The 19888-nt window shown below is 72.5% G+C and carries 14 protein-coding genes; 6 read left to right on the top strand and 8 right to left on the bottom strand.

Annotated features, from left to right (window positions below):
• Nucleotides 1-869, bottom strand: an 869-nt coding sequence (locus MXD61_RS14705) for a malic enzyme-like protein (protein ID WP_248813689.1), incomplete at its 3' end; no start/stop codon positions are given.
• A 76-nt stretch (nucleotides 870-945) separates the two neighbouring features.
• Nucleotides 946-1287 (bottom strand): helix-turn-helix transcriptional regulator, encoded by a 342-nt coding sequence (locus MXD61_RS14700; RefSeq protein ID WP_248813688.1) that lies wholly within the window; start codon nucleotides 1285-1287, stop codon nucleotides 946-948.
• A gap of 792 nt (nucleotides 1288-2079) precedes the next feature.
• Here MXD61_RS14700 and MXD61_RS14695 point away from each other — a divergent pair.
• Nucleotides 2080-2625 (top strand): CchlQ, encoded by a 546-nt coding sequence (locus tag MXD61_RS14695; protein WP_248813687.1) that lies wholly within the window; start codon nucleotides 2080-2082, stop codon nucleotides 2623-2625.
• Between the two features lie 223 nt (nucleotides 2626-2848).
• Here the strand turns inward: MXD61_RS14695 and MXD61_RS14690 are convergent, their stop codons facing one another.
• Nucleotides 2849-3340 (bottom strand): hypothetical protein, encoded by a 492-nt coding sequence (locus MXD61_RS14690; protein WP_248813686.1) that lies wholly within the window; start codon nucleotides 3338-3340, stop codon nucleotides 2849-2851.
• Nucleotides 3341-4857: 1517 nt separating this feature from the next.
• On the opposite strand from MXD61_RS14690, the gene MXD61_RS14685 reads away from it, so the two are divergent.
• Together MXD61_RS14685 and MXD61_RS14680 are read left to right on the top strand one after the other, a co-directional pair.
• Nucleotides 4858-5547 carry a copper resistance CopC family protein gene (locus MXD61_RS14685; protein ID WP_248813685.1) on the top strand — a complete coding sequence of 230 codons (690 nt, stop codon included), beginning with the start codon at nucleotides 4858-4860 and terminating at the stop codon, nucleotides 5545-5547.
• A 134-nt stretch (nucleotides 5548-5681) separates the two neighbouring features.
• Nucleotides 5682-7910: a cytochrome c oxidase assembly protein gene (locus MXD61_RS14680; RefSeq protein WP_248813684.1), complete on the top strand. Its 2229-nt coding sequence runs from the start codon at nucleotides 5682-5684 to the stop codon at nucleotides 7908-7910.
• Nucleotides 7911-7937: 27 nt separating this feature from the next.
• Here MXD61_RS14680 and MXD61_RS14675 read toward each other — a convergent pair whose 3' ends face one another.
• From MXD61_RS14675 to mftR, 4 genes are all read right to left on the bottom strand, one after another.
• The gene (locus MXD61_RS14675; protein ID WP_248813682.1) at nucleotides 7938-10733 is read right to left on the bottom strand and encodes a cation-translocating P-type ATPase; all 2796 of its coding nucleotides are present in this window, start codon (nucleotides 10731-10733) and stop codon (nucleotides 7938-7940) included.
• 212 nt (nucleotides 10734-10945) lie between these two features.
• A complete protein-coding gene (locus MXD61_RS14670) occupies nucleotides 10946-11893 on the bottom strand; it encodes an undecaprenyl-diphosphate phosphatase (RefSeq protein WP_248813696.1) in 948 nt (315 codons plus the stop codon).
• Between the two features lie 139 nt (nucleotides 11894-12032).
• Nucleotides 12033-12869: a hypothetical protein gene (locus tag MXD61_RS14665; protein WP_248813680.1), complete on the bottom strand. Its 837-nt coding sequence runs from the start codon at nucleotides 12867-12869 to the stop codon at nucleotides 12033-12035.
• Between the two features lie 227 nt (nucleotides 12870-13096).
• The gene (mftR, locus tag MXD61_RS14660) at nucleotides 13097-13711 is read right to left on the bottom strand and encodes a mycofactocin system transcriptional regulator (RefSeq protein WP_248813679.1); all 615 of its coding nucleotides are present in this window, start codon (nucleotides 13709-13711) and stop codon (nucleotides 13097-13099) included.
• Between the two features lie 415 nt (nucleotides 13712-14126).
• Here mftR and MXD61_RS14655 point away from each other — a divergent pair, with 415 nt between their 5' ends.
• From MXD61_RS14655 to MXD61_RS14645, 3 genes are all read left to right on the top strand, one after another.
• The gene (locus MXD61_RS14655; RefSeq protein WP_248813677.1) at nucleotides 14127-15431 is read left to right on the top strand and encodes a PLP-dependent aminotransferase family protein; all 1305 of its coding nucleotides are present in this window, start codon (nucleotides 14127-14129) and stop codon (nucleotides 15429-15431) included.
• A 164-nt stretch (nucleotides 15432-15595) separates the two neighbouring features.
• Complete coding sequence (locus MXD61_RS14650) at nucleotides 15596-15874, top strand: GlsB/YeaQ/YmgE family stress response membrane protein (protein ID WP_248813676.1); 279 nt, start codon at nucleotides 15596-15598, stop codon at nucleotides 15872-15874.
• A 254-nt stretch (nucleotides 15875-16128) separates the two neighbouring features.
• Nucleotides 16129-18720 carry a serine/threonine-protein kinase gene (locus MXD61_RS14645; protein WP_248813675.1) on the top strand — a complete coding sequence of 864 codons (2592 nt, stop codon included), beginning with the start codon at nucleotides 16129-16131 and terminating at the stop codon, nucleotides 18718-18720.
• Between the two features lie 8 nt (nucleotides 18721-18728).
• On the opposite strand, the gene MXD61_RS14640 is transcribed toward MXD61_RS14645, so the two are convergent.
• Nucleotides 18729-19604 carry a glutamate ABC transporter substrate-binding protein gene (locus MXD61_RS14640; RefSeq protein ID WP_248813673.1) on the bottom strand — a complete coding sequence of 292 codons (876 nt, stop codon included), beginning with the start codon at nucleotides 19602-19604 and terminating at the stop codon, nucleotides 18729-18731.
• Between the last annotated feature and the right edge of the window lie 284 nt (nucleotides 19605-19888).

Genomic DNA, 19888 nt, shown 5'->3' with positions numbered 1-19888 from the left:
ATCGGGTCGTAAAGCGTGAGATCGCCGATGCCGACCGCGATCAGCAGGCCGGCCAGGTCCCCGCCTCGGGCGGGATCCACCACGGCCACGCGGGCGCGGCCCGGGGTGATGCCGCGCGCCCGCAGGTAGCCCAGCACCGCGGCGGTGGCGGCGACGGCGAGGCCGTCGTTGACCGTGTCGAGCAGCAGGTGGGAGTCGGCCGCGAGCGCGGCGCGGGCGGCGTCGACGCGGTGCAGGTGGGTGTGGACCAGGACGGTGGCGGCGAACCCCGGGGCGAGCAGGCCGATCGCGGTCGCAAGATCGGCAGGGTCGCGGGCGGCGACCGGCAGCGGGACGACGTCCAGGCCGGTGGCCAGGTGCAGGTGCAGCGCCTGGGACTCGACCGCCGGCAGGGCGGCCTCAGGGGCGAGCGGCTCGAAGTCCAGCACCGCGCTGGCGTCGGTCAGCAGCGCCACCCGGCGGGAACGGCCGGTGACCCGGTCGACGTGGCGGGGATGGTCCGCCAGATAGTCGATGACGCGTCGGTCGGCGTCCGCGTCGGACAACGCCAGGTCGTGGCTGGTCGTGGTCGCCGCGCAGGCCCGCTGGACGAGCTTGCCGGTGGACGCGGCGACGAAGACCAGGTCCTCGGCCAGCAGCAGATCCGCGCCCAGCCGTTGGCGCAGCGCACTGACAAGCCAGCGCAACGTGGGGTCGCCGTCGGCGTCCAGGGTGATGTGACGATCGCCGACGGGATCCGACTCGTCGGAGTGCACCGTGATCGTGCCGGGAGCATCAGCCACGACCGCCGCGACGGTCGCCGCCGCCGCTCCCGGGACGCGGACGCGGATGCTGTAGGCGGGCTTCGCCCCGGGCGGATTCGAGATCATCGCCTCGACGCCCTGACATCCGGCCCGGACGGCGCCGTCCAGGACCGGGGCGCTCGGTGCGGTGCGGCTCCCGCGGTCACCGCACACTCGTCTCGGCCCCACGCAGCTGCTCGAGCAGCCCCGCCTGACCGGCGAGCATCCCGGTGAGGATCCGCCGCGCGGCCTGCATCAACTCGGCCACGTCGACCCCGGCCAGCGCGTAGACCACGGTTGAACCGTCGCGGGTGGCGGTCACGATCCCCGACCGGCGCAACACCGCGAGCTGCTGTGACAGGCTCGAGGGTTCGATCTCGATCGCTGCCAACAGCTCCCGCACCGGCATGGGCCCGGCCTGCAACAGCTCCAGCACCCGAATCCGCACCGGATGCCCCAACATCCGAAACAGCTCCGCCTTCGCCTGGTACAGCGGCACCTGCACCGCAGCCCCCTTCCTCCCGGACGCCCCACACACGACGGCCGAGGCCACGGGGTTCCACGTTCGAAAACTACTACATAATCAATTGAAAAATTATGCAATTCGTTGTCTTCTGAAGAAAGACCAGGACGAGTCCCGGTGTGTCTGGGCGTTGGCGATGCCAGAGGGCAGAGGATGCACCAGGACACCGGCGGCGACACCCTGCGCGGTCGTAGTGGTACTCGGCGTCGTAGCCGCCGACGGTGCCGCGTGGACCTCCGCCGCCTGGTCTCAGGTGAACAGGCGGTCCCAGGCGGCGAGCATGGCGCCGCGTCCCCGGGAGGTGTCCGCCGGACGGTCGAGCAGGATCATGCCTGTCCCCCATCGCCGCGTGAACCGACGAGCCCCGCATCGTCACGGTGGGAGGACGTCTCCCCGCACCGGACCTCTCACGCCTGCGCGACGAGAACGCGCAGCCGCGGGCAGGCTCCGCCGACGATCAGACGCCCGGGTGGGGACGTGGTCGGCCGGTCGATCAGTCCGTGAGGATCAGGTTGAGCTCGGTGCTCAGATCGCGGGGGTCCATGCCGGGTGCGGGTTTCGTCAGGTGGACCTCCCATCTTGTCGTTCCCGCGGCGAGGCCATCGCGCGGTCCGTGGCGAATCCGACCTCAAGATCGACGGTGGTGGCGTCGTCGGCGACAGCCGGTTCGTGGCAGAACGGGCCGAGGTGTTCCTGGTCCTCCGCTTCAGTGGAGGCGTGACTGGTGTCGATCGTTTTATCCTGGGTGCTCGCAGGAAAGGAGCAAGGAGCGAGGTGGACTGGGGCACACTGGTCGCGACCGCCAGCGGCGCGGTCATCGCGATCGCCGGCACCGTCCTGGCCGATCATCTGCGTGGCCGGCGCGACGACGACCGAGGCCACCTGCTGCGGCAGCGGGATGCCTACATCGCGTTCATCGTGGCCGCGGGTGTCTGTCACACCCGGCTGCGTCAGATCGCCCAGGACAACACCGGCAGCGGTGACCCCGATGCGGCGTCGCGGGCGGTGCTGGCCGATGCGGGCATCTACGACGTGCGCGAGCGGCTGTTCATCGACGCCACCGCGACAGTCGCCGGCGCCGGCCAGGCGATGTTCGAGCGGTTGCGCACGTTACGGCAGGTGGTCGCCACCGGAGCCGGCCTGTCGTCGGCGCCCTTCCATGACGCCTACCACCCCTACCTGGACGCGGTCTGGCGCTACCGGGCGGCAGTTCGCGCCGAGTTGGAGACCACCGCCCTGTCGCCCATGGTCTTCGGCTGGGACAGCTGGGACGGCAACGATCGCTGCCCGATCTGCCAATCGGCCGCCAGCGGCGCCTGACCGGAGGCCGGTCCACCCCGGCCGCGCATCGCCAGGTTTGTCCACCGGACTGGCCGCATCTCGTCACCTCCGCATGGGCTCAGAGGTCACTGGAAGGTTCGTACGGCCCGTCGGCGGACCGAATGCGGCCCCGCCCCTGGTGGCATCCATCCGACGGGCTGACAAGGGCGGTGTTCGCCGCCGATCCGTCAGTAACCTGCCTCGCCGACACCGTACTGATGGACTATTGCCTTTTTCCCTCGATGTATCCCTGGTACGTCTGCGTGTACTGGTGACCACCAGCGCTGTAGGCCAGGTTTGCCCAGACGTTGGTGCCCGTGAAGGTCTCCGAACACCAAGCGCCTCCCGGGGCGGGGCCGATGGTGCTGGTCTGGCCGAGGTCCGTGCCGTTTCGGACGGTACCGGCCTGCCCCAGGACGGCATACTTGCCATTCGGTCGCAGGTTACGGAACTGCACGACGAACTGGGCCAGGGACGGGCCCGCCCACCTTCCCCAGATGACGACCTCGGCCGCGCCGTCCTGCTGGCCGTTTTCATCCTGGGGATAGCGGGCCGGAGGGTTCGGCGCCGACGGGTCGTCGGGGACAATTTGCCAGCCAGGCAGGTTCTGGCTACAGAGGCCCTGGGATGCGGAGGCAGGCGAGGCGTTTACAAAGGTCAGAACTGACGCCGCCACCCCCGCCAGGGCGACGGCCAACAGTCGACGTAGACGCATGGACGCTCCTCGAAGTGAGATGAGAACTGACGCGCAAGCAGTCGACTTACCAGCACTGCCGACACACCGCCATCTTTCGCGTGAACGGGGTGAGCGTCAAGCTTTTCAAAACCTTCAGGACCGTACGTGCAGGTCGGCCGGGTTCCGCACGGCTTCCGTAAAGCCGGGAAACAACCCGATGTACTCCCGCAGGTTTTCGGCTGGGAAAATCTCAATAGTACGGGCAGTAATTCCCCGTGGTTATCGAGCTGTCGGCTACCCGACAGCTTCTTGCCACCCACCACCGGGTCGCAGCGCGCGATGCTGCCGTTCCTGAGCTCGGAAACCTTTCGCATGCGCATTCGACGGAGGAATCGGCGTCGTCCTTGACCGCCCCGCCGGTTCATTCATGATGATGATTGTTTACCCGCGCGGCCAGACGTGATCACCCAGCCCGATGTGCCAGGCGACCGCCCGGTCCGCGGCCTCGACCGGCCGGGGGATGATCCTGACCTCGAGGTGACCATGCCGTCGTAGGCACGGGATCCGCCAGTCCGTCAGACTGGACCGGAATCTCTTACCTGGCCGGCAGCTCATGTTCGCGGTGGACAAGGAAGACCTCATTCTCCTCGCCGTCCACCTGCGCACCAGCCCACGCGGCCGGCGAGGTGTTGATACACGCGGGAAAGAGCAGACGCAGGAAACCCGGTATGGGTGGGAGCCGCGCTTTGGTCGTGCTGCCGCGCGGCTCCCACCGTGATGTGCCGGGGCCTGGCGTCAGACGACGGTCACGCCGCCGGGTGCATTGTGGTGAATGGCGACATGGTAGTTGGACTGGCCGTCGATGTCGGGTGACCAACTCCATTGGACGAGGCAGGATTTCCCGAGAGGCAGCGCGGTGGTGCAGTCATCGACGATGTTGTAGGCCGTGCTGTGCTCCGCCGGGACGACCTCACTGATGGCCAGCGGCCGACACGCACCCGCACCGGACGGCCAGCCGCGTCATACCACCCGCTCTCCCCCGGCCCACGGGTGACACGAAAACCCGCACCGTCGGTGTACAGGACGGCATCCAGCAGTGGCAGCCGGACGGAAGGTGAAGCTCCTGCTCGATGCAGATCGCCGTTCGCGGTACACGCCGGATCGGCCGCGAAACCACTGTCCGGCGCACGCGCCGGACACCTCCGCCGGTCAGGGGCCGACGATCATAGGTCGGGCGCGTTGCGGTGAACCGCGACGCGGTGCCGTCCATCGACCATGGCCACGGTCCGTGACGCCGCTTCCGGGGGTCACGGGTGTGCAGGGTGCACAGGGGTCGCCGTGGGGGCGTTCGTGTCCGATTTGCCCCCCGCGGCGACCCGCGTAGGCGGATCTTGCCTTGGGGGCAGTTGCGGGACGTGGTGGTGGCGGGGGTGGGTTGCTGGGTGTGCGGGTGATGGGTGGGACGCAGAGGGTGATGACGCATGGTCCTTGCTGCCGCGTCGGCCCCGCCCGGCAGGGACCAGGATGGACTTTCTACCGGGCGTAGAATCTCGGGGGTGCGACGACAGGGGCAGGTCCGGGCTGGTAGCCGTCACCGCGAGCGGGCGCGGGCGCCGATCGGGCGCGTGGTGGCCTGCCTGCTCGTGGCGCTGCCGGCGCTGGCGATCGGGCTGGCCGCACCGGCCTCGGCCCACTCCCGGCTGGTGTCGACCTCCCCGGCCGCGGACGCCACCGTGGCGGACCCGCCGACCGAGGTCACCCTCACCTTCAGCGAGTCGATCTCGTCCCGCTACACCCGGGTGGCCGTCACCGGGCCCGACGGTGCTCCCCACACCGACGGGGCACTACGGGTGCAGGGCGGTACCGTTCACCAGCCGCTGACGGCGACGAGTAACGGTGTGTACACCGTCTCCTATCAGGCGGTGTCCGCCGATGGTCATCCCATCGGGGGTACCTTCACCTTCACTGTCACGCAGGCCGCCACACCGACCCCCACCACCCCGCCGGACGCCACCCCGCCCACCACCACCTCGCCGGGCGCCTCCGCCGTCACTGTCTCGCCGACGGGCGCGGCGACCGACGCGTCCACCAGCGCTGTCCCGACCCCGGCTGCCACCGCCGACGACCCTGACGACGGGGGCGGCATCGGGGGGTGGGGCATCGCCGGTCTGGGCGTGCTCGCGGTCGCGGTGGTCGGAGGCGCGCTGTACTTCGTCCGACGTCGACGCCGTCCGGGAGAACACTGATCATGGACCTCCCCCCCGCACCGGGCACGCCTTCGGACGCGGCCGGCGACAGCGCTGCCCCACCCGACCCCACGGGCGTCCCGGCAGGCTCGGCCACATCCGAGGATTCCCCTCGACGAGGGACGGCCGGACGGATGCCACCGATCGCGGTGGCCGCGGGGCTGGCAGGGCTCGGTGTGCTGGCGCTGGTGGTCTGGACCGGGCCGGGGCCGCTGCGGCTGCCCGGGCTGCCGTCGTCGGGCACGGGGACGAACTGGGCGCTGCCGATGTCCCAGCTGGTCGGGCGGATCGCCGCGGTGGCCACACTGGGCTGGCTGCTGACCGCCGCGACCCTGCTGCCCTCCGCCCGCGGCGCGGCGCCGAAGACCCTGACCGCGACGGCCCGTCGGTGTGGCCGGCAGGCGGCCAACGCGGCGGCGGTGTGGCTCGTGGCGACCCTCGCCGAGCTGGTCTTCACCCTCTCCGAGGTCTCCGCCCGACCCGCCGGTGACGTGCTGGACCGGCACGCACTGCGCCTGTTCGTCACGTCCACCGGGCAGGGACGCGCCCTGCTCATCGTCGCGGCACTCGCCCTCGTCCTCGCGATCATCGCCCGGACCGTGACCACGACCACCGCCGCCGGCGCGCTGCTGATCGTCGCGGGAGCGGCGCTGCTGCCGCCGATCCTGACCGGGCATGCGGCGAGTTCCGGCGATCACGCGGTGGCGGTCGTGGCGCTCGCCGTGCATGTGCTCGCCGCGACCAGCTGGGTCGGTGGCCTGCTGGGGCTGCTCTCGGTCGCCCGGCTTCCACTCGCCTCCTTCGGCCCGGCGCTGCGGCGATACGGCACCGTGGCCACCCTCGCCGCCGCCGCGACCGCGCTCACCGGCATCGGCAGTGCGGCGCTGCGCCTCGGCGGCGTCGAACCGTTGTGGCAGACCCGTTACGGCGTCCTCGTCCTGCTCAAGACGGGCGGGCTCATCGCGGCGGTCATCCTCGGCGCCGTGCTGCGACGCCGAGTCGTCAACCGGCTCATCGCGACCACCGCGACCACCTCGTCGACGTCGACCACCGCGTCCACCTCGTCAGCCTCGACCACCGCGTCCACCTCAACCAGTGCGTCGGCCTCGGCCACCGCGTCCAGCGCGTCCGGTGGTGGTGTCGAGGTGGGACGGACGGCGGTCATCGGGCGGTTCCTGCGGCTCGCGGGGGTCGAGCTGATCGTGCTCGTGGCGACGTTCGGGCTCGCGGTGGGGCTGTCCCGCACGGCTCCCCCGGTCGACGACGCGTTCGTGCCGAACGATGCGAACCGGGCGCTGCTCGGCTATCCGATGCCACCGGCGGTGACGGCCTGGCGCCTCGCGCTGGACTGGCGTATCGACTGGGTGTTCCTCATCGGCTCCCTGCTCGGCGCGGGGACGTATCTGGCCGCTCTGCTGCGCCTGCGGGCCCGCGGCGACCGCTGGCCGATCGGACGCACCATCGCCTGGTTCTTCGGCCTGTTCGTCGTGGTCGCCGCGACCTCCAGCGGACTCGGACGCTACGGCCCGGTGCTGCTCAGCGTGCACATGACCCAGCACATGCTGCTGAACATGCTGGCGCCGATCCCGCTCGTCCTCGGTGCGCCGGTGACGTTGGCGCTGCGCGCGCTGCGCCCGGCCAAGGCCCCGCATCGCAGTGGGCCGCGGGAATGGCTGGTCGCCGGACTGCACTCGTGGCCGGTGCGGTTCCTGACGCATCCGGTGGTGGTCAGCATCAACTTCGTCAGCGGTCTGTACGTGCTGTACCTGACGTCGCTGCTGTCCACGCTCATGAGCAACCATCTCGGCCACCTCTACATGAACGTGCACTTCCTCGCGGTCGGCCTGCTGTTCTTCGAGCTGATCATCGGCATCGACCCGTTGCCGCGCCGGCTGCCGCACCCGGGCCGCATCCTCATGCTGATCGCGATCGTGCCGTTCCACACCTTCCTCGGCCTGACCATCATGGGGACGTCCAACCTGCTGGGCTCGGGCTGGTACGACCGGCTGGTCCGGCCGTGGGGGTCCAGCCCGCTCAGCGACCAGCACACCGCCGGCGGGATCGCCTGGTCGTTCGGGGAGCTGCCGACCTTCACCGTGCTGCTGGTGCTCGTCGCCCAGTGGGCCCGCACCGATGACCGGCGCAACCGCAACCGCGAACGGCGCATCGCCGCCGCCGGTGACGTCGACGTCGAGCTTGACGCCTACAACGCGTACCTGGCGCGGCTGTCCGCTCGCCCCGGCGGAGGCCAGCTCCCGCCCACCGGCATGACGACGGTGCCCGGCCCGATCCGCCCGCCCCGCCCCCGCGAAGCCGCCGACAACCAGGAACCCCCCGCCCGCGGCACCCTCCCGTCCGCCTGACCGCCCGCCCGTCCCGCCGGCTCGGGCTCAGGAACCGGACGCGGCGGAATCCGACGTCGACTTCGCGGAATCCGCCTTCGGCTCCGCGGCTGCCGGCAGCGCGGCTGACGACCCGGCGGGGCCAGCCGACGGCACCGCGGATGGCCGCGCAGCGGTGGCTGGCGGGACCGTGGCTGACCGCACCACGGTGACCATCGGGGTGGAGGAGCCGGCGCGCGTCACCGGGGAGGCGGGGACGGGGGCGCGACCGGCGGCATCCGCGGCGGTGGTGGTCGCGGCGGTGGTGGTGGTCGCGGCGGTGGTGGTGGTCGCGGCGGGGAGGGTGCGGACGTGGCTGCGCTGGACGTGGGGGCGGTGGGTGGCGGCGAGGCCCTCGCGGGCGGTGGCGGCGGCGTCGCGGCGGCGGATGATCACCCAGGCGATCTCGAGCAGCAGGCCCGCGCCGACGGCGATCGCGAGACCGCTCAGGGGGCCGGTGGTTCCGACCAGGGAGAGCTGGAAGAAGTCCTGACCGAACGGGATGACCAGGACCAGCACGAACGCGACGGCCATGGTCAGCACCAGGGCGATCCGCCACCAGGTGTAGGGGCGGGCCACGATCGCCAGGGCCCACAGGGCGATGACGAACAGAGTGAGGGTGGCCATCGACGTCTCGGCCTCGAGGTCGGCGTAGATCGACCGGGCCAGCAGGTAGGACGCCATGGTGGCCCCGCCGGCGATCACCCCGGCGGGGATCGCGAAGCGCAGCACCCGGCCGACGAAGTCGGGGCGGGCCCGCTCGCCGTTGGGGGCCAGCGCCAGGAAGAACGCCGGGATGCCGATCGTCAGGGAGCCGAGCAGGGTGAGGTGGCGGGGCAGGAACGGGTACGGCACGCCGGTGACGACGACGAGCACGGCCAGCAGCACCGAGTAGACGGTCTTGGTCAGGAAGAGGTTCGCGACCCGTTCGATGTTGCCGATGACGCGGCGTCCCTCGGCGACGACCGACGGCAGGGTGGCGAAGCTGTTGTCGAGCAGGACGATCTGGGCGACGCCGCGGGCGGCCTGGCTACCGGAGCCCATCGCGACCCCGATGTCGGCGTCCTTGAGGGCGAGGACGTCGTTGACGCCGTCACCGGTCATCGCCACCGTGTGTTTGCGCGACTGCAGCGCGGCGACCATCTCCCGCTTCTGCTGCGGGGTGACGCGGCCGAAAACCGAGTGGCGTTCGAGCAGGTCGGCCAGGGCGTCCTGGTCGGTGGGCAGGGTGCGCGCGTCCACCGGATGCTCGGCACCGGGCAGACCGAGACCGCGGGCGACCGCGCCGACGGACAGCGCGTTGTCCCCCGAGATGACCTTGGCGGCGACGTTCTGCTCGGCGAAGTAGCGCAGGGTGTCGCCCGCGTCGGCGCGTAGCCGCTGGGCGAGCACGACCAGCGCCGTCGGGGTGACCGTGCCCGCGACGGTGGCCGGGTCGGCGAGGGCCGCGTCCAACGATGTCGTGGTCTGGCCGAGCAGCAGCACCCGCAGGCCCTGCTCGCCGAACCCGTCGGCCTCGGCGAGGGTGGGATGCCCGGCGGGCAGCAGGACGTCGGGGGCGCCGAGCAGCCAGGTGGCGACGGTGTCGGTGTCGTCCGCCAGTGTCGCGCCGCTCCACTTGCGGGCCGAGGAGAACGGGGCGTTCGCCCGCACCGCCCAGCCCGTGGGGGCCGGGTAGGCGTCGATGATCGCCTGCAGGCTCGGGTTGGGGCGGCCGTCCGCGGCGCCCAGCGCACCGAGCACCGCCCGCACCCGGCCACCCCCGTCGTCCTTCGCACCGGTCTCGGACGGACCCGGTCCGACACCGGGGGAACCGGCGGTGCCGGGGGGCACCAGGCGCAGCTCGGTGACGTCCATCGCGGGTTCGGTGAGGGTGCCGGTCTTGTCCAGGCAGACGACATCGACCCGGGCCAGGCCCTCGATGGCCGGCAGCTCCTGCACCAGGCACTGGCGCCGACCCAGGCGCACCACGCCGACGGCGAAGGCGACCGAGGTGAGCAGCACCAGCCCCTCGGGGACCATCGGGACGAGGCCCGCGACCATCCGGCGGATCGCCTCGGGCAGGTCGTTGTCGTTGACGAGCAGCTGACTGATGATCAGCGCGATACCGGTCGGGATGATCATCCAGGTGACCACGCGCAGGATCGTGCTGATCCCCGTCCGCAGCTCCGAGCGGACCAGGGTGAAGCGGCTGGCCTCCTCGGCGAGCTGCGCCGCGTATGCCTGCCGGCCGACCCGGGTCGCCCGGAACGCCCCGCTGCCGGCGACGACGAAACTGCCGGACATCGTCGTGTCCCCGAGCTGCTTGTGCACCGGGTCGGCCTCACCGGTCAGCAGCGACTCGTCGACCTCGAGCCGGTCGGCGGCGACGATCTCCCCGTCGACGGGGATGCGGTCACCGGAGCCGAGCTCGATGATGTCGTCCAGGACGATCTCGGAGGTGTGCAGGGGGGCTGCGATGCCGTCGCGGCGCACGAGGGGACGGGCCTCGCCGACGAGGGCCAGGCGGTCCAGCGTGCGCTTGGCCCGCAGCTCCTGGAACATCCCGACCAGGGTGTTCGCGATGATCACACCGCCGAACAGGGCGTCCTGCACCGGTCCGACGATCACCACCAGGATGAACAGGGCGCCGATCAGCGCGTTGATCCGGGTCAGGACGTTCGCCCGGACGATCTCGGCGACCGACCGACTGGAGCGCACCGGCACGTCGTTGACCCGGCCGTCGGCGACCCGCTCGGCCACCTCGGCCGTGGTCAGACCCGTGAGCACCGCGGGCTGGTCCTGTCCGGCCGGTGGCCGATCCATCGTCTCCTCCAGCCCGTCGCGCGCCACATGCCGCCTCGGCCAGTGCCCAGAGGCATCCCGCCGACCACACCGGTCCGCACACCGCAGGGTCCGCGCGACCACCGTAGTCGACCACACGGATCCATGGCGCGGCCGCCCCACCGGGTCCGTCCCACCGCGCGAACCCGACCGGGCCCGCCGCGCGGCGGTGCGGCCCAGCCCCGTCCGCCCGATCAGTCCTGCGGGGTGCCCGCCTGGGCGTCGAGAACACCGGCGGCGAGCAGGACGAGCAGCAGCACCCCCAACCCGACCCGGTAGGCGACGAACGGCGCGAAGCTCCGCGAGGAGATGTAGCGCAGGAACCAGGCGATCGCCGCGTACCCGGTGGTGAACGCCACACCGGTGGCCAGCAGCGTGGGTCCCCACGACAGCTCCGCGACACCCGCCACCGACGACGCAGACTGCGTGGCCGCCGAGGCCGACGGGGTGTCACTCGCGTCCTCGTCGCCCGAACCGATCAGATGCCGCAGCTCGAACAGGCCCGAGGCCAGCACCGCGGGCATCGCGAGCAGGAACGAGTAGCGGGCCGCGGCCTCCCGGGTGTAGCCGAGCAGCAGGCCGCCGCTGATCGTCGCCCCCGATCGGGACACCCCCGGGATCAGGGCCGCGGCCTGCGCGAAACCGAAAAGCACCCCGTCGCGCACCGACAGGTCGTCCAGGGTTCGCCGGGGCCGGGGCAGCGCGTGGCGACCCCTGCGCCGGCCGGAGGCGGCGTAACGATCGGCGCCGCCGAGCACGAGGCCGAGCAGGATCAGGCTCATCGCGGTCAGGCGCAGGTCCCGAAACGGCCCCTCGATGGCGTCCTGGAAGGTCAGGCCGAGCACACCGATCGGGATCGTGCCGAGCAGCACCAGCCAGCCGATGCGCGCGTCCGGGTCGTGGCGCGCCTCCCGGTCCCGGATCGACCGGGCCGACGCCCGTAGAATCCGGGCGATGTCCCGGCGAAAGTAGAGCAGCACGGCGGCTTCGGTGCCGATCTGGGTGATGGCGGTGAACGCCGCACCCGGATCGTCCCAGCCCGCCGCCGCGGCGGTGATCCGCAGATGGGCGCTGGAGGAGACCGGAAGGAACTCGGTCAGCCCCTGGACCAGCCCCAGCATCGTGGCCTGCGGATAGTTCACCGCGCCACCCGCCGTCGATCCCTCGTCGGCCCACCACGCCCAACCCGGTACCCACCCCATATCCGCACGGCTCTCACGCTAACGTCCGTGCACGGCGGGCCTGGCGCGACCCCGGCGCCATCCGGCCGGCGACCGTCGACTACTGTCGGCCGGCCTCCCGCGCCCTGGCGCCGCCCGGCGTCGACCGGGTGCGGTCGGTGAGATGGCTCGCCGCCGCGACCGCGAGCGCCACCGGCCACTCGACCAGTTCGACCGCGACCAGAGCGCCAAGCCCCAGGTAATACGCCACCCGCCCCGGCGTCGGCACGCCCAGCGGCCCCACCCGCAGCCGCGCCGGCGGCTGCGGAACCGCCACCTCCAGATGGGCCGTCACGAACGGCATCCGCACTGTCATCTCACGCCGGCGCACCAGCCCGGACGCGCCTCCCCCATCCGCACCCACCTGACCCGCCGGGCCCGTTCCGACCACCCGATCCGACCTGGTGGACGGCACTCCGCGGGTGGTGGCGGTGGCGCCGCGTCCCCCCGTACCGCCACGGGCTGGTGTGCGTCCACCCTCCGCCTGGCGCACCGCGGCCGTCGACCGCCCCGAGGCGACCCGCACCCCGACCGCCCGCGACGTGCTGGTCCGAGGCGCACTGACACGGGACGTGCTGGTCCGAGGCGTGCTGGTACGGGACGCACTGGCCCGAGGGGCACCGGTACGGGACGCACTGGTGCGAGGGGCACTGGTACGGGACGCGCTGGTCCGGGACGCCGCAGGACCAGGGGCCGGTGCCGGCCGGCTCGGCGCGGGACCAGCCGACGCCGGAGGTGATACCGACGCGGCCCGTGACAGCGTGGGCCCGGACAGCGTGGGCCCGTCCTGGTCCGGGGACATGAACAGCGGGCTGACGGAGACACCGGTGATCGGGCCGCCGCCACGCAGGACGACATCCCCCGGGCCGACGCCGTTGTGCGAGCTCATGCCTGCCATGAAGCCGTACCTCCCCCGCCGGACGATCCCCCGCCGACAGCCGTCGACATTACGGATCGCATCGATGGGAGCACAGCCTGACAGCAGACCGCCCACCCTGCCACCGCACCACCCACCCACCACCACCTCCACCAGCACACCACCGCCGACGCATCGCCCCACCACGGGCGGCATGTGCGCGGGTCGGCTGGGAGGAGGTGCGGGTCGACTGGGAGGAGGTGCGCGGGTCAGAGCAGGGCGAAGCCGGTGGCCAGGAGGCGCAGGGCCTCGTCGAGGATGATGACCAGGTCGGCGTCGTCGGTACGCAGCCACTGCTCGTAGGCGGTCACGGCGACACCCAGATGCGCGGCGGCCACCGACTGCGGGATGAGGGCGCTCTCGGGCTGGCCCGTCCGTCCGGCGACGAACTCGGCGACCACGTCGCGCCAGCTGGCGAAGCGCAGCGTCGAGTGGGCCTGCAAGGTGGGGGTGCGCAGGATCAGGGCCATCCGCCGGCGCAGCCAGGCACCCTCGGCCGGCGGGTAGGTGTTGAACTCCAGGATCGCGTGACGCAGGACGTCCAGCGCGGGCGCGTCCGGTGCCGCCTCGGCCAGGGCCGTGCGCATCACGACCAGGTGCGCGTCGAAGTTGCCCCAGGCGAGGTCGTTCTTGGACGCGAAGTAGCGGAAGAACGTGCGCCGGCCGATACCGGCCTCGCGGGCGATGTCGTCCACCGTCGTCTCGTCGAAACCGCGCTCGGTGAACAGGTGCAGCGCGAGGCGTTCGAGTTCGGCCGCGTTCGTCGCCGGACGTCGGCCGGTACGCCGGCCCTCTCCGCGCGGCGGTGCCACCGGGGCGACCACGGGCTCACCACCCCTCCGTCTGTGCCACCGTACGTCGGCTGCCAGCCCTGCCGGGAGGCAGGCGGTGGCCGCGTCCCGGACTCTGGCGGGCTGCCCGCGCGACAGCCCTGCCCGTGATGTTCCCATGCCCGCGGGGCGTCTGCCGCCACCCGGGTGCGCCGTTGCTCTCACCAGGCCACCATCATCGGACGGGCCAGCCGGACGGGCATCCGCCACCCCGGATCGCGCCCCGCCAGCCGTGGTCAGAGCAGCCCTGATCAGACCAGCCGTGATCAGGCCAACCGTGATCGCCCCCAGGATATGAGAACATGGTCCCATACCTCGGGACATCTGGATCGCGAGATCGTCGAGGCGACGTGTCATCGCGGCGACATCCTCGCCGCGCAGTCGCAGAGTGGGAGCCACCGTCAGTCACATGAGCATCGTCAGCCCCGCCGCCGTGAGCGCCGCCGCCACCAGCCCCACGGCCACCAGCTCCACAGTCACCAGCTCCACAGTCACCGGTCCCACGGTCGCCGCGCCCGTCGCGCTCGCCGCGCGGGCCAGTCGGCTGCGCACCTCCCCCGTGCGTGACCTGCTCGCGCTCACCGCCGACCCGGAGCTGATCTCGTTCGCCGGCGGACTGCCCGCCCCCGAGCTGTTCGACGCCGAGGGGCTGCGCCGGTCCTACGCCGAGGTGCTCGTCGAACGGCCCCGGGAGGTGCTGCAGTACTCGACGAGCGAGGGTGACCCGGCACTGCGTGTTGTGCTCGCCGACCGGCTGACCCGGCGGGGCCTCGGGACCGAGGCCGACGATCTGGTGATCACCTCCGGTTCACAGCAGGCGCTGGCGCTGCTCACCGCCGCGCTGCTCGATCCCGGTGACACGGTGGTGGTCGAGGAACCGACCTATCTGGCCGCGTTGCAGGCCTTCGATCTCGCGGGCGCCCGGGTCGTCGCGGTCCCCACCGACGACGACGGTGTGCGGCCCGACGACCTCGAGAAGATCGTCGGTCAGCACCGGCCGCGGCTGCTCTACCTGGTGCCCAACTTCCAGAACCCCACGGGACGCACGATGTCCGCCGCGCGCCGGCACGCCGTCGCCGAGATCGCGGCCCGGCGCGGAATGTGGATCATCGAGGATGATCCATACGGTGAGCTGCGCCTTTCCGGTCAGCCGCAGCCGTGGATCGCGGGCCTGGCCGCGGCAGGCGATCGCACGGTGCTGCTCGGCAGCCTGTCCAAGACCATGGCCCCGGGTATGCGGCTGGGCTGGCTGCGGGCACCGGCGGCGCTACGACGGGCCTGTGTGATCGCCAAGCAGGCCACGGACCTGCACACGTCCACCGTCGACCAGGCGGCGGCCGCGCGTTACCTCACCACCGCGGACCCGGACGCGCGGATCGCGCTCATGTGTGCCGCCTACCGCGAGCGGCTCGACGCGTTGCTGGCCGGACTGCCCGCGGCACTGCCCGCCGGCAGCCACTGGAACCGGCCCGCGGGCGGGATGTTCGTCTGGGTGCGCCTGCCCGCCGGTCTGGACGCCACCGCCCTGCTGCCGGCGGCCCTGGCCCAGCGGGTCGCCTATGTGCCGGGCGCGGCCTTCTATCCCGGTGCCGCCGACCCGCGCACGCTGCGGCTGTCGTTCACCACGCACTCCCCGCGGCGCGTCGCCGAGGGCCTCGACCGGCTCGCCGCCGCCTTCGCCGACGCCACCGGACGAGCCACCGGGCGGGGCTGACCAAAAGGGCCGACTTTCCTGACCTCTCCGGGATGGGGAACCTTTACCGAAACGGGCCGTTTGACAGGGTCGGCACCGGGGATATCCCTCCTCGATCAGCCCGGCGAACTGGAAAGCGGCGCTCCTGGCCGCCGCCGGCCCCGCCTGTACCTATGGAGGTTCCCGTGCTCTGGTTCATCATCAGCTTCATTGTTCTCGGTCTTCTCGCCGGCGCTGTCGCCCGCTTTCTCGTCCCCGGTCGTGACCCGATGGGAATTCCGGCCACGATCGGCCTTGGAATCGTCGGTTCCTTCATCGGTGGTTTTCTTGGCTACATCCTGTTCGGTCATGACCTCAGCGAGGGCGCCTTCCAGCCGTCGGGCTTCATCGGCTCCGTGCTCGGCGCGATCGCGGCTCTGCTGATCTACCGGGCCGTCGCCGGTCGTCGCCTGGTCCGCCACTGACCGACGGGCGCGGTCTCGCGGCGGCGGGCCAGCCCACCGCATCCGGGCCGGTGGCCACCCGCCGCCCCCACCACCAGCACCACCAGCACCACCAGCACCACCAGCGACGTCTCGCCACACCACGCCACCCGTGCCACGCTGTCACCGAGAAACCGTCCGCCTACCCGGCGTGATGATCGGTGTCAGGTGGCGCGGGTGGCGGCGTATGTGGGCCGGCGCGTCGGCGCGGCGGGATGGTGGGACGGAGGTCGCAGGTGGTCGAGCAGGGTGCCACGCAGCCGGGCGACCCGTTCGAACCGACCGAGCCCGCCCGGGCGCGGTTCACCGGCTCCCCGCGCCCTGGTGACGACGGCGACAGCGACCTGCGTCCGCTCCTCGACCGCCCCGGCGACCCCGACGCCCCCTCGCCAGGCCCCGCCATCAGCCAGCACGATCAGGCCCATCCCGACGGTGCCGCCAGCCCACCCGGTGCCGCAGGCCCTGGCCATTCGGGTGGGGGGGAAGCCGCGGGCACCGCGGAGGAGGCGCAGGCACCGGCGGTTCCCGCGCCCCGGTCCAGAAGCACCCCGCGGGGCTGGCCGGCCCGGGGCGCACCCCGCGACCCACTACGGCTGCCGCGCCGGGTCACCGGGCGCACCGGCGCCGGACCCACCCTCCTGGAAGCACCCAGGGTGCCTCCCTCGCTACGCGAGTGCGCCGGCTGCGCACGTCCGGTCGCCCAACCGGAAGGATCGGGGGCGGCCGCCCTCGAAGGTACCTGCGGAGAATGCGGCCATCGCTATTCGTTCACCGTGAAACTTCGCCCCGGCGAACGGGTCGGCCGTTACACCGTGCATGGCGTCATCGCTCATGGCGGACTCGGCTGGGTGTATGCCGCCACCGACGACAATCTCGGCGGCGACGGCGTGCAGGCCTGGGTGGTCCTCAAAGGACTGCTGGACGCGGCGAACCCGGAGGCGCGGCGCGTCGCCGAGGGCGAACGACGCATTCTCACCACCGTCTCCCATCCGAGCATCGTGAAAATTCTCGACTACGTCACGCACGCCGGCGAGGACTACATCGTCATGGAGTACGTGCCTGGCATCTCGCTCGCAGCCATGGCCGATGCCGCCCACGCGGAGCAGGCCCGGGCGGGGCAGGCCCGGGCGGGCCTGGGCGGGCAGGCAGGTGCGTACCCGGGTACGGGTGCGGCGGAGCGGCCGGTGGTGGCGGACGTGCTGCGCTATCTGCTGCGGGTGCTGCCGGCCCTCGGGCATCTGCACCGGATGGGGCTCGTCTACTGCGACTTCAAGCCGGACAACGTGATGATCACCGCGTCCGGGGTGAAGCTGATCGATCTGGGTGGTGCCCGCCGGCTCGACGACCGGGTCTCCGGGTACCTGTCCACTCCGGGTTACCGCGCACCGGAGCTCGACGACGACGGGGAACGTCCCGCGGGCATCGTCCGGTGCGCTCCCACGATCACCACCGATGTCTTCGCGGTCGCGCGCACCCTGGCCCGCCTCGTCCTTGGCCGGTTCGCCGGTTTCGTCGACGCCTACCGGCACACGATGCCGCCCCGCCGGGCCCACCAGCCGCTGCGTCAGTTCGAGTCGCTGGACCGGTTGCTGCGCCGGGCCACCGCGACCGATCCCGACCGGCGGTTCCAGAGCGTCACCGAACTGGCGGACGAGCTGGTCGGTGTCCTCTACGAGATCGTCGCCCGTACCGAGGGACCCGTCCCGCCGCTGGCCAGCAGGTGGTTCGACGCCGCCGGCCATCCCACCGGCGAGGCGGGACCGGGGCTCGCACCGGCCGCCTTCGAGGTGCTGCCGGATCTGCGGGTCGACCCGGACGACCCGCACGCGCCGGCGCTGGCCGCCGGTCCCGACGAGGAGCCCGCGGCGCACGCCGCCCGGCTCGCGGCGATCGTCCCGGTGACCACCGAGGTCCGGTTGTGTCTGGCCCGCGCCACGATCCGCGCCGGGGCGTTGGCGCAGACCGCCCGCGTGCTGGACGAGGCCGCCCGGGTCGCCCCGCTGGAGTGGCGGGTCGACTGGTACCGCGGTGTCGCCGCCCTCGTCGGCGGCCAGCCCGACCGGGCCGTGGCCGCGTTCGACCTGGTCTTCTCGCAGGTACCGGGCGAGCTCGCCCCCCGCCTCGCCCTCGCGATGGCCCAGGCCCAGGTCGCCGAACGGGCCGCCGCCGTCGACGGACCCGAACCCACCGGACAAGACGCGTTCACCCCCCGGGCGACCGGTGACCTTCGGACGGCCGGTGACCCCCGGACGGCCGGCGCCTCCCAGGCGGACGCGGCCCGGCTGCGCGCCGCCGACCTGTTCGACATCGTGTCCGCCATCGACCCGGGCGTGACCAGCGCGGCGTTCGGGCTGGCCCGCTGCCGCACCGACCCCCAGGGACGCCTCGACGCCTACCTGCGGGTGCCGCGGTCGTCGTTCGCCTACACGGCGTCCCGGGTGCGGATGATCGAGGTGCTGGTGGCCCAGGCCGCCGCGGACGACACGCCGGGAGCCGGCCAGGCGGCGCTGACCCGGGCCGCGACGATGCTCACCGACCCGCTGCTCGACCTCGGGGAACGGCGCCGCGCCGAGCTGTGCCGCGACCTCTACCTCGGCGCCCTGGACCTGCTCGCCGCCGGCCTGATCGGCGGCGACGACGGTGGACGCGGACCTGGCGGCGGGCGGGCCGACCCACCGCTGCTGCTGGGAGGTCCGATGACCGAACGGGAGCTGCGGTTCGGGTTGGAACGCACCTACCGGGAGATGGCCCGGCTCACCTCCGACCGGGCCGGCCGCGTCCGGCTGGTGGACCAGGCCAACCGCGCCCGCCCCCGCACCCTGCGCTGATCCGCCGGTCAGCGCGCGGCGGCGTCGAGGCCGGCCAGGGGTGGCTGCCCGGCGACCCGCAGGCCCGGGCGCAGCCATTCGTCGTAGAGCCGGGACCACGTCCCGTCCACCATGATGGAGCGCAGGACACCGTTGACGAAGGAGACGAACAGGTCGTCGTCGGCGGAGTCCCCGGTGATCGGCATCGCGATGCCGTAGGGCTCGTCGAGTCCCCCGTCGGCGGCGAAGGCCGGGCCGAACGCCTCCGGGCCGAGCACCGTGGTGTAGGGATCCTGGGCGGCGAGGCCGGCCAGCAGCACGTCGTCGCCGACGATGGCGTCGACGTCGCCGTACTGCAGGGCGACCAGGCAGTCGGCGATGCGGGGCAGCGTCACCACCTTCGGGGCCTGCGCCGGTGGGCGGCGGGTGAGCTTCTCCCCCGCGGTGCTGCCCGCCGACGTGCACACCGGACGGCCGGCGAGGGCCGCCAGACCCGTGATGCCGGAGTCCTGGCGCACCAGCAACCGCAACGTGGCCTCGTAGTAGACGCTGGAGAAACGCACCTGCCGTTTGCGTTCGCAGGTGATGGTCATCGTCGCGACCAGCATGTCGACCATGTTCGAGCGCAGCAGATCCTCCCGGTCGGTGGTGGTCACCGCCCGGAACTGGATGTGGCTGTCCACGTCGGTCGGCCCGAAGACCGCCGCGGCGACGGCCCGGGCGATCCCCACGTCGAAGCCCTCCAGCCGCAGCGTGCGCCAGTTCATCAGCCCTGCCGGCGGCGCGTCGGTCACGATCCCGATCCGCAGGTAGCCGCGATCGCGCGCGATCGTGCGCAGCCGGCTGCCGGCCGGCATCCGACCTGGGGGTGGCAGCGGGGTCAGCGGCGGTTCGCTGGAACGCACGGGACGTCCGTCCGCCTGGCAGGTGCCATCCGGGCCCGTCGCACCCCCGTTCGCGCCCGCACCGCCACCCGTGCCCGCATCAGCTCCGCCACCCGTGCCCGCATCGGCACCAGCGGCTGGGCCGGGGCCGCCCGGGTCGGGGGGCCCCATCTGTTCGTCCGGACCGGCCGGCGCGGGTGAGGCGGGTAGCGGTCCGGCCTCGATCGGCAGCGGGGGGGGGGGCCGGGCCCCCCCCCCCCCCCCCCCGCCCCCCCCCCCCCCCCCCCCGCCCCGCCCCCGCCCCC

Source organism: Frankia sp. AgPm24, from assembly GCF_023243055.1.
Classification (GTDB): Bacteria; Actinomycetota; Actinomycetes; order Frankiales; family Frankiaceae; genus Frankia; species Frankia umida.
Note: the sequence above shows the minus strand (reverse complement) of the source record. Positions and strands in the feature narration are given on the sequence as shown.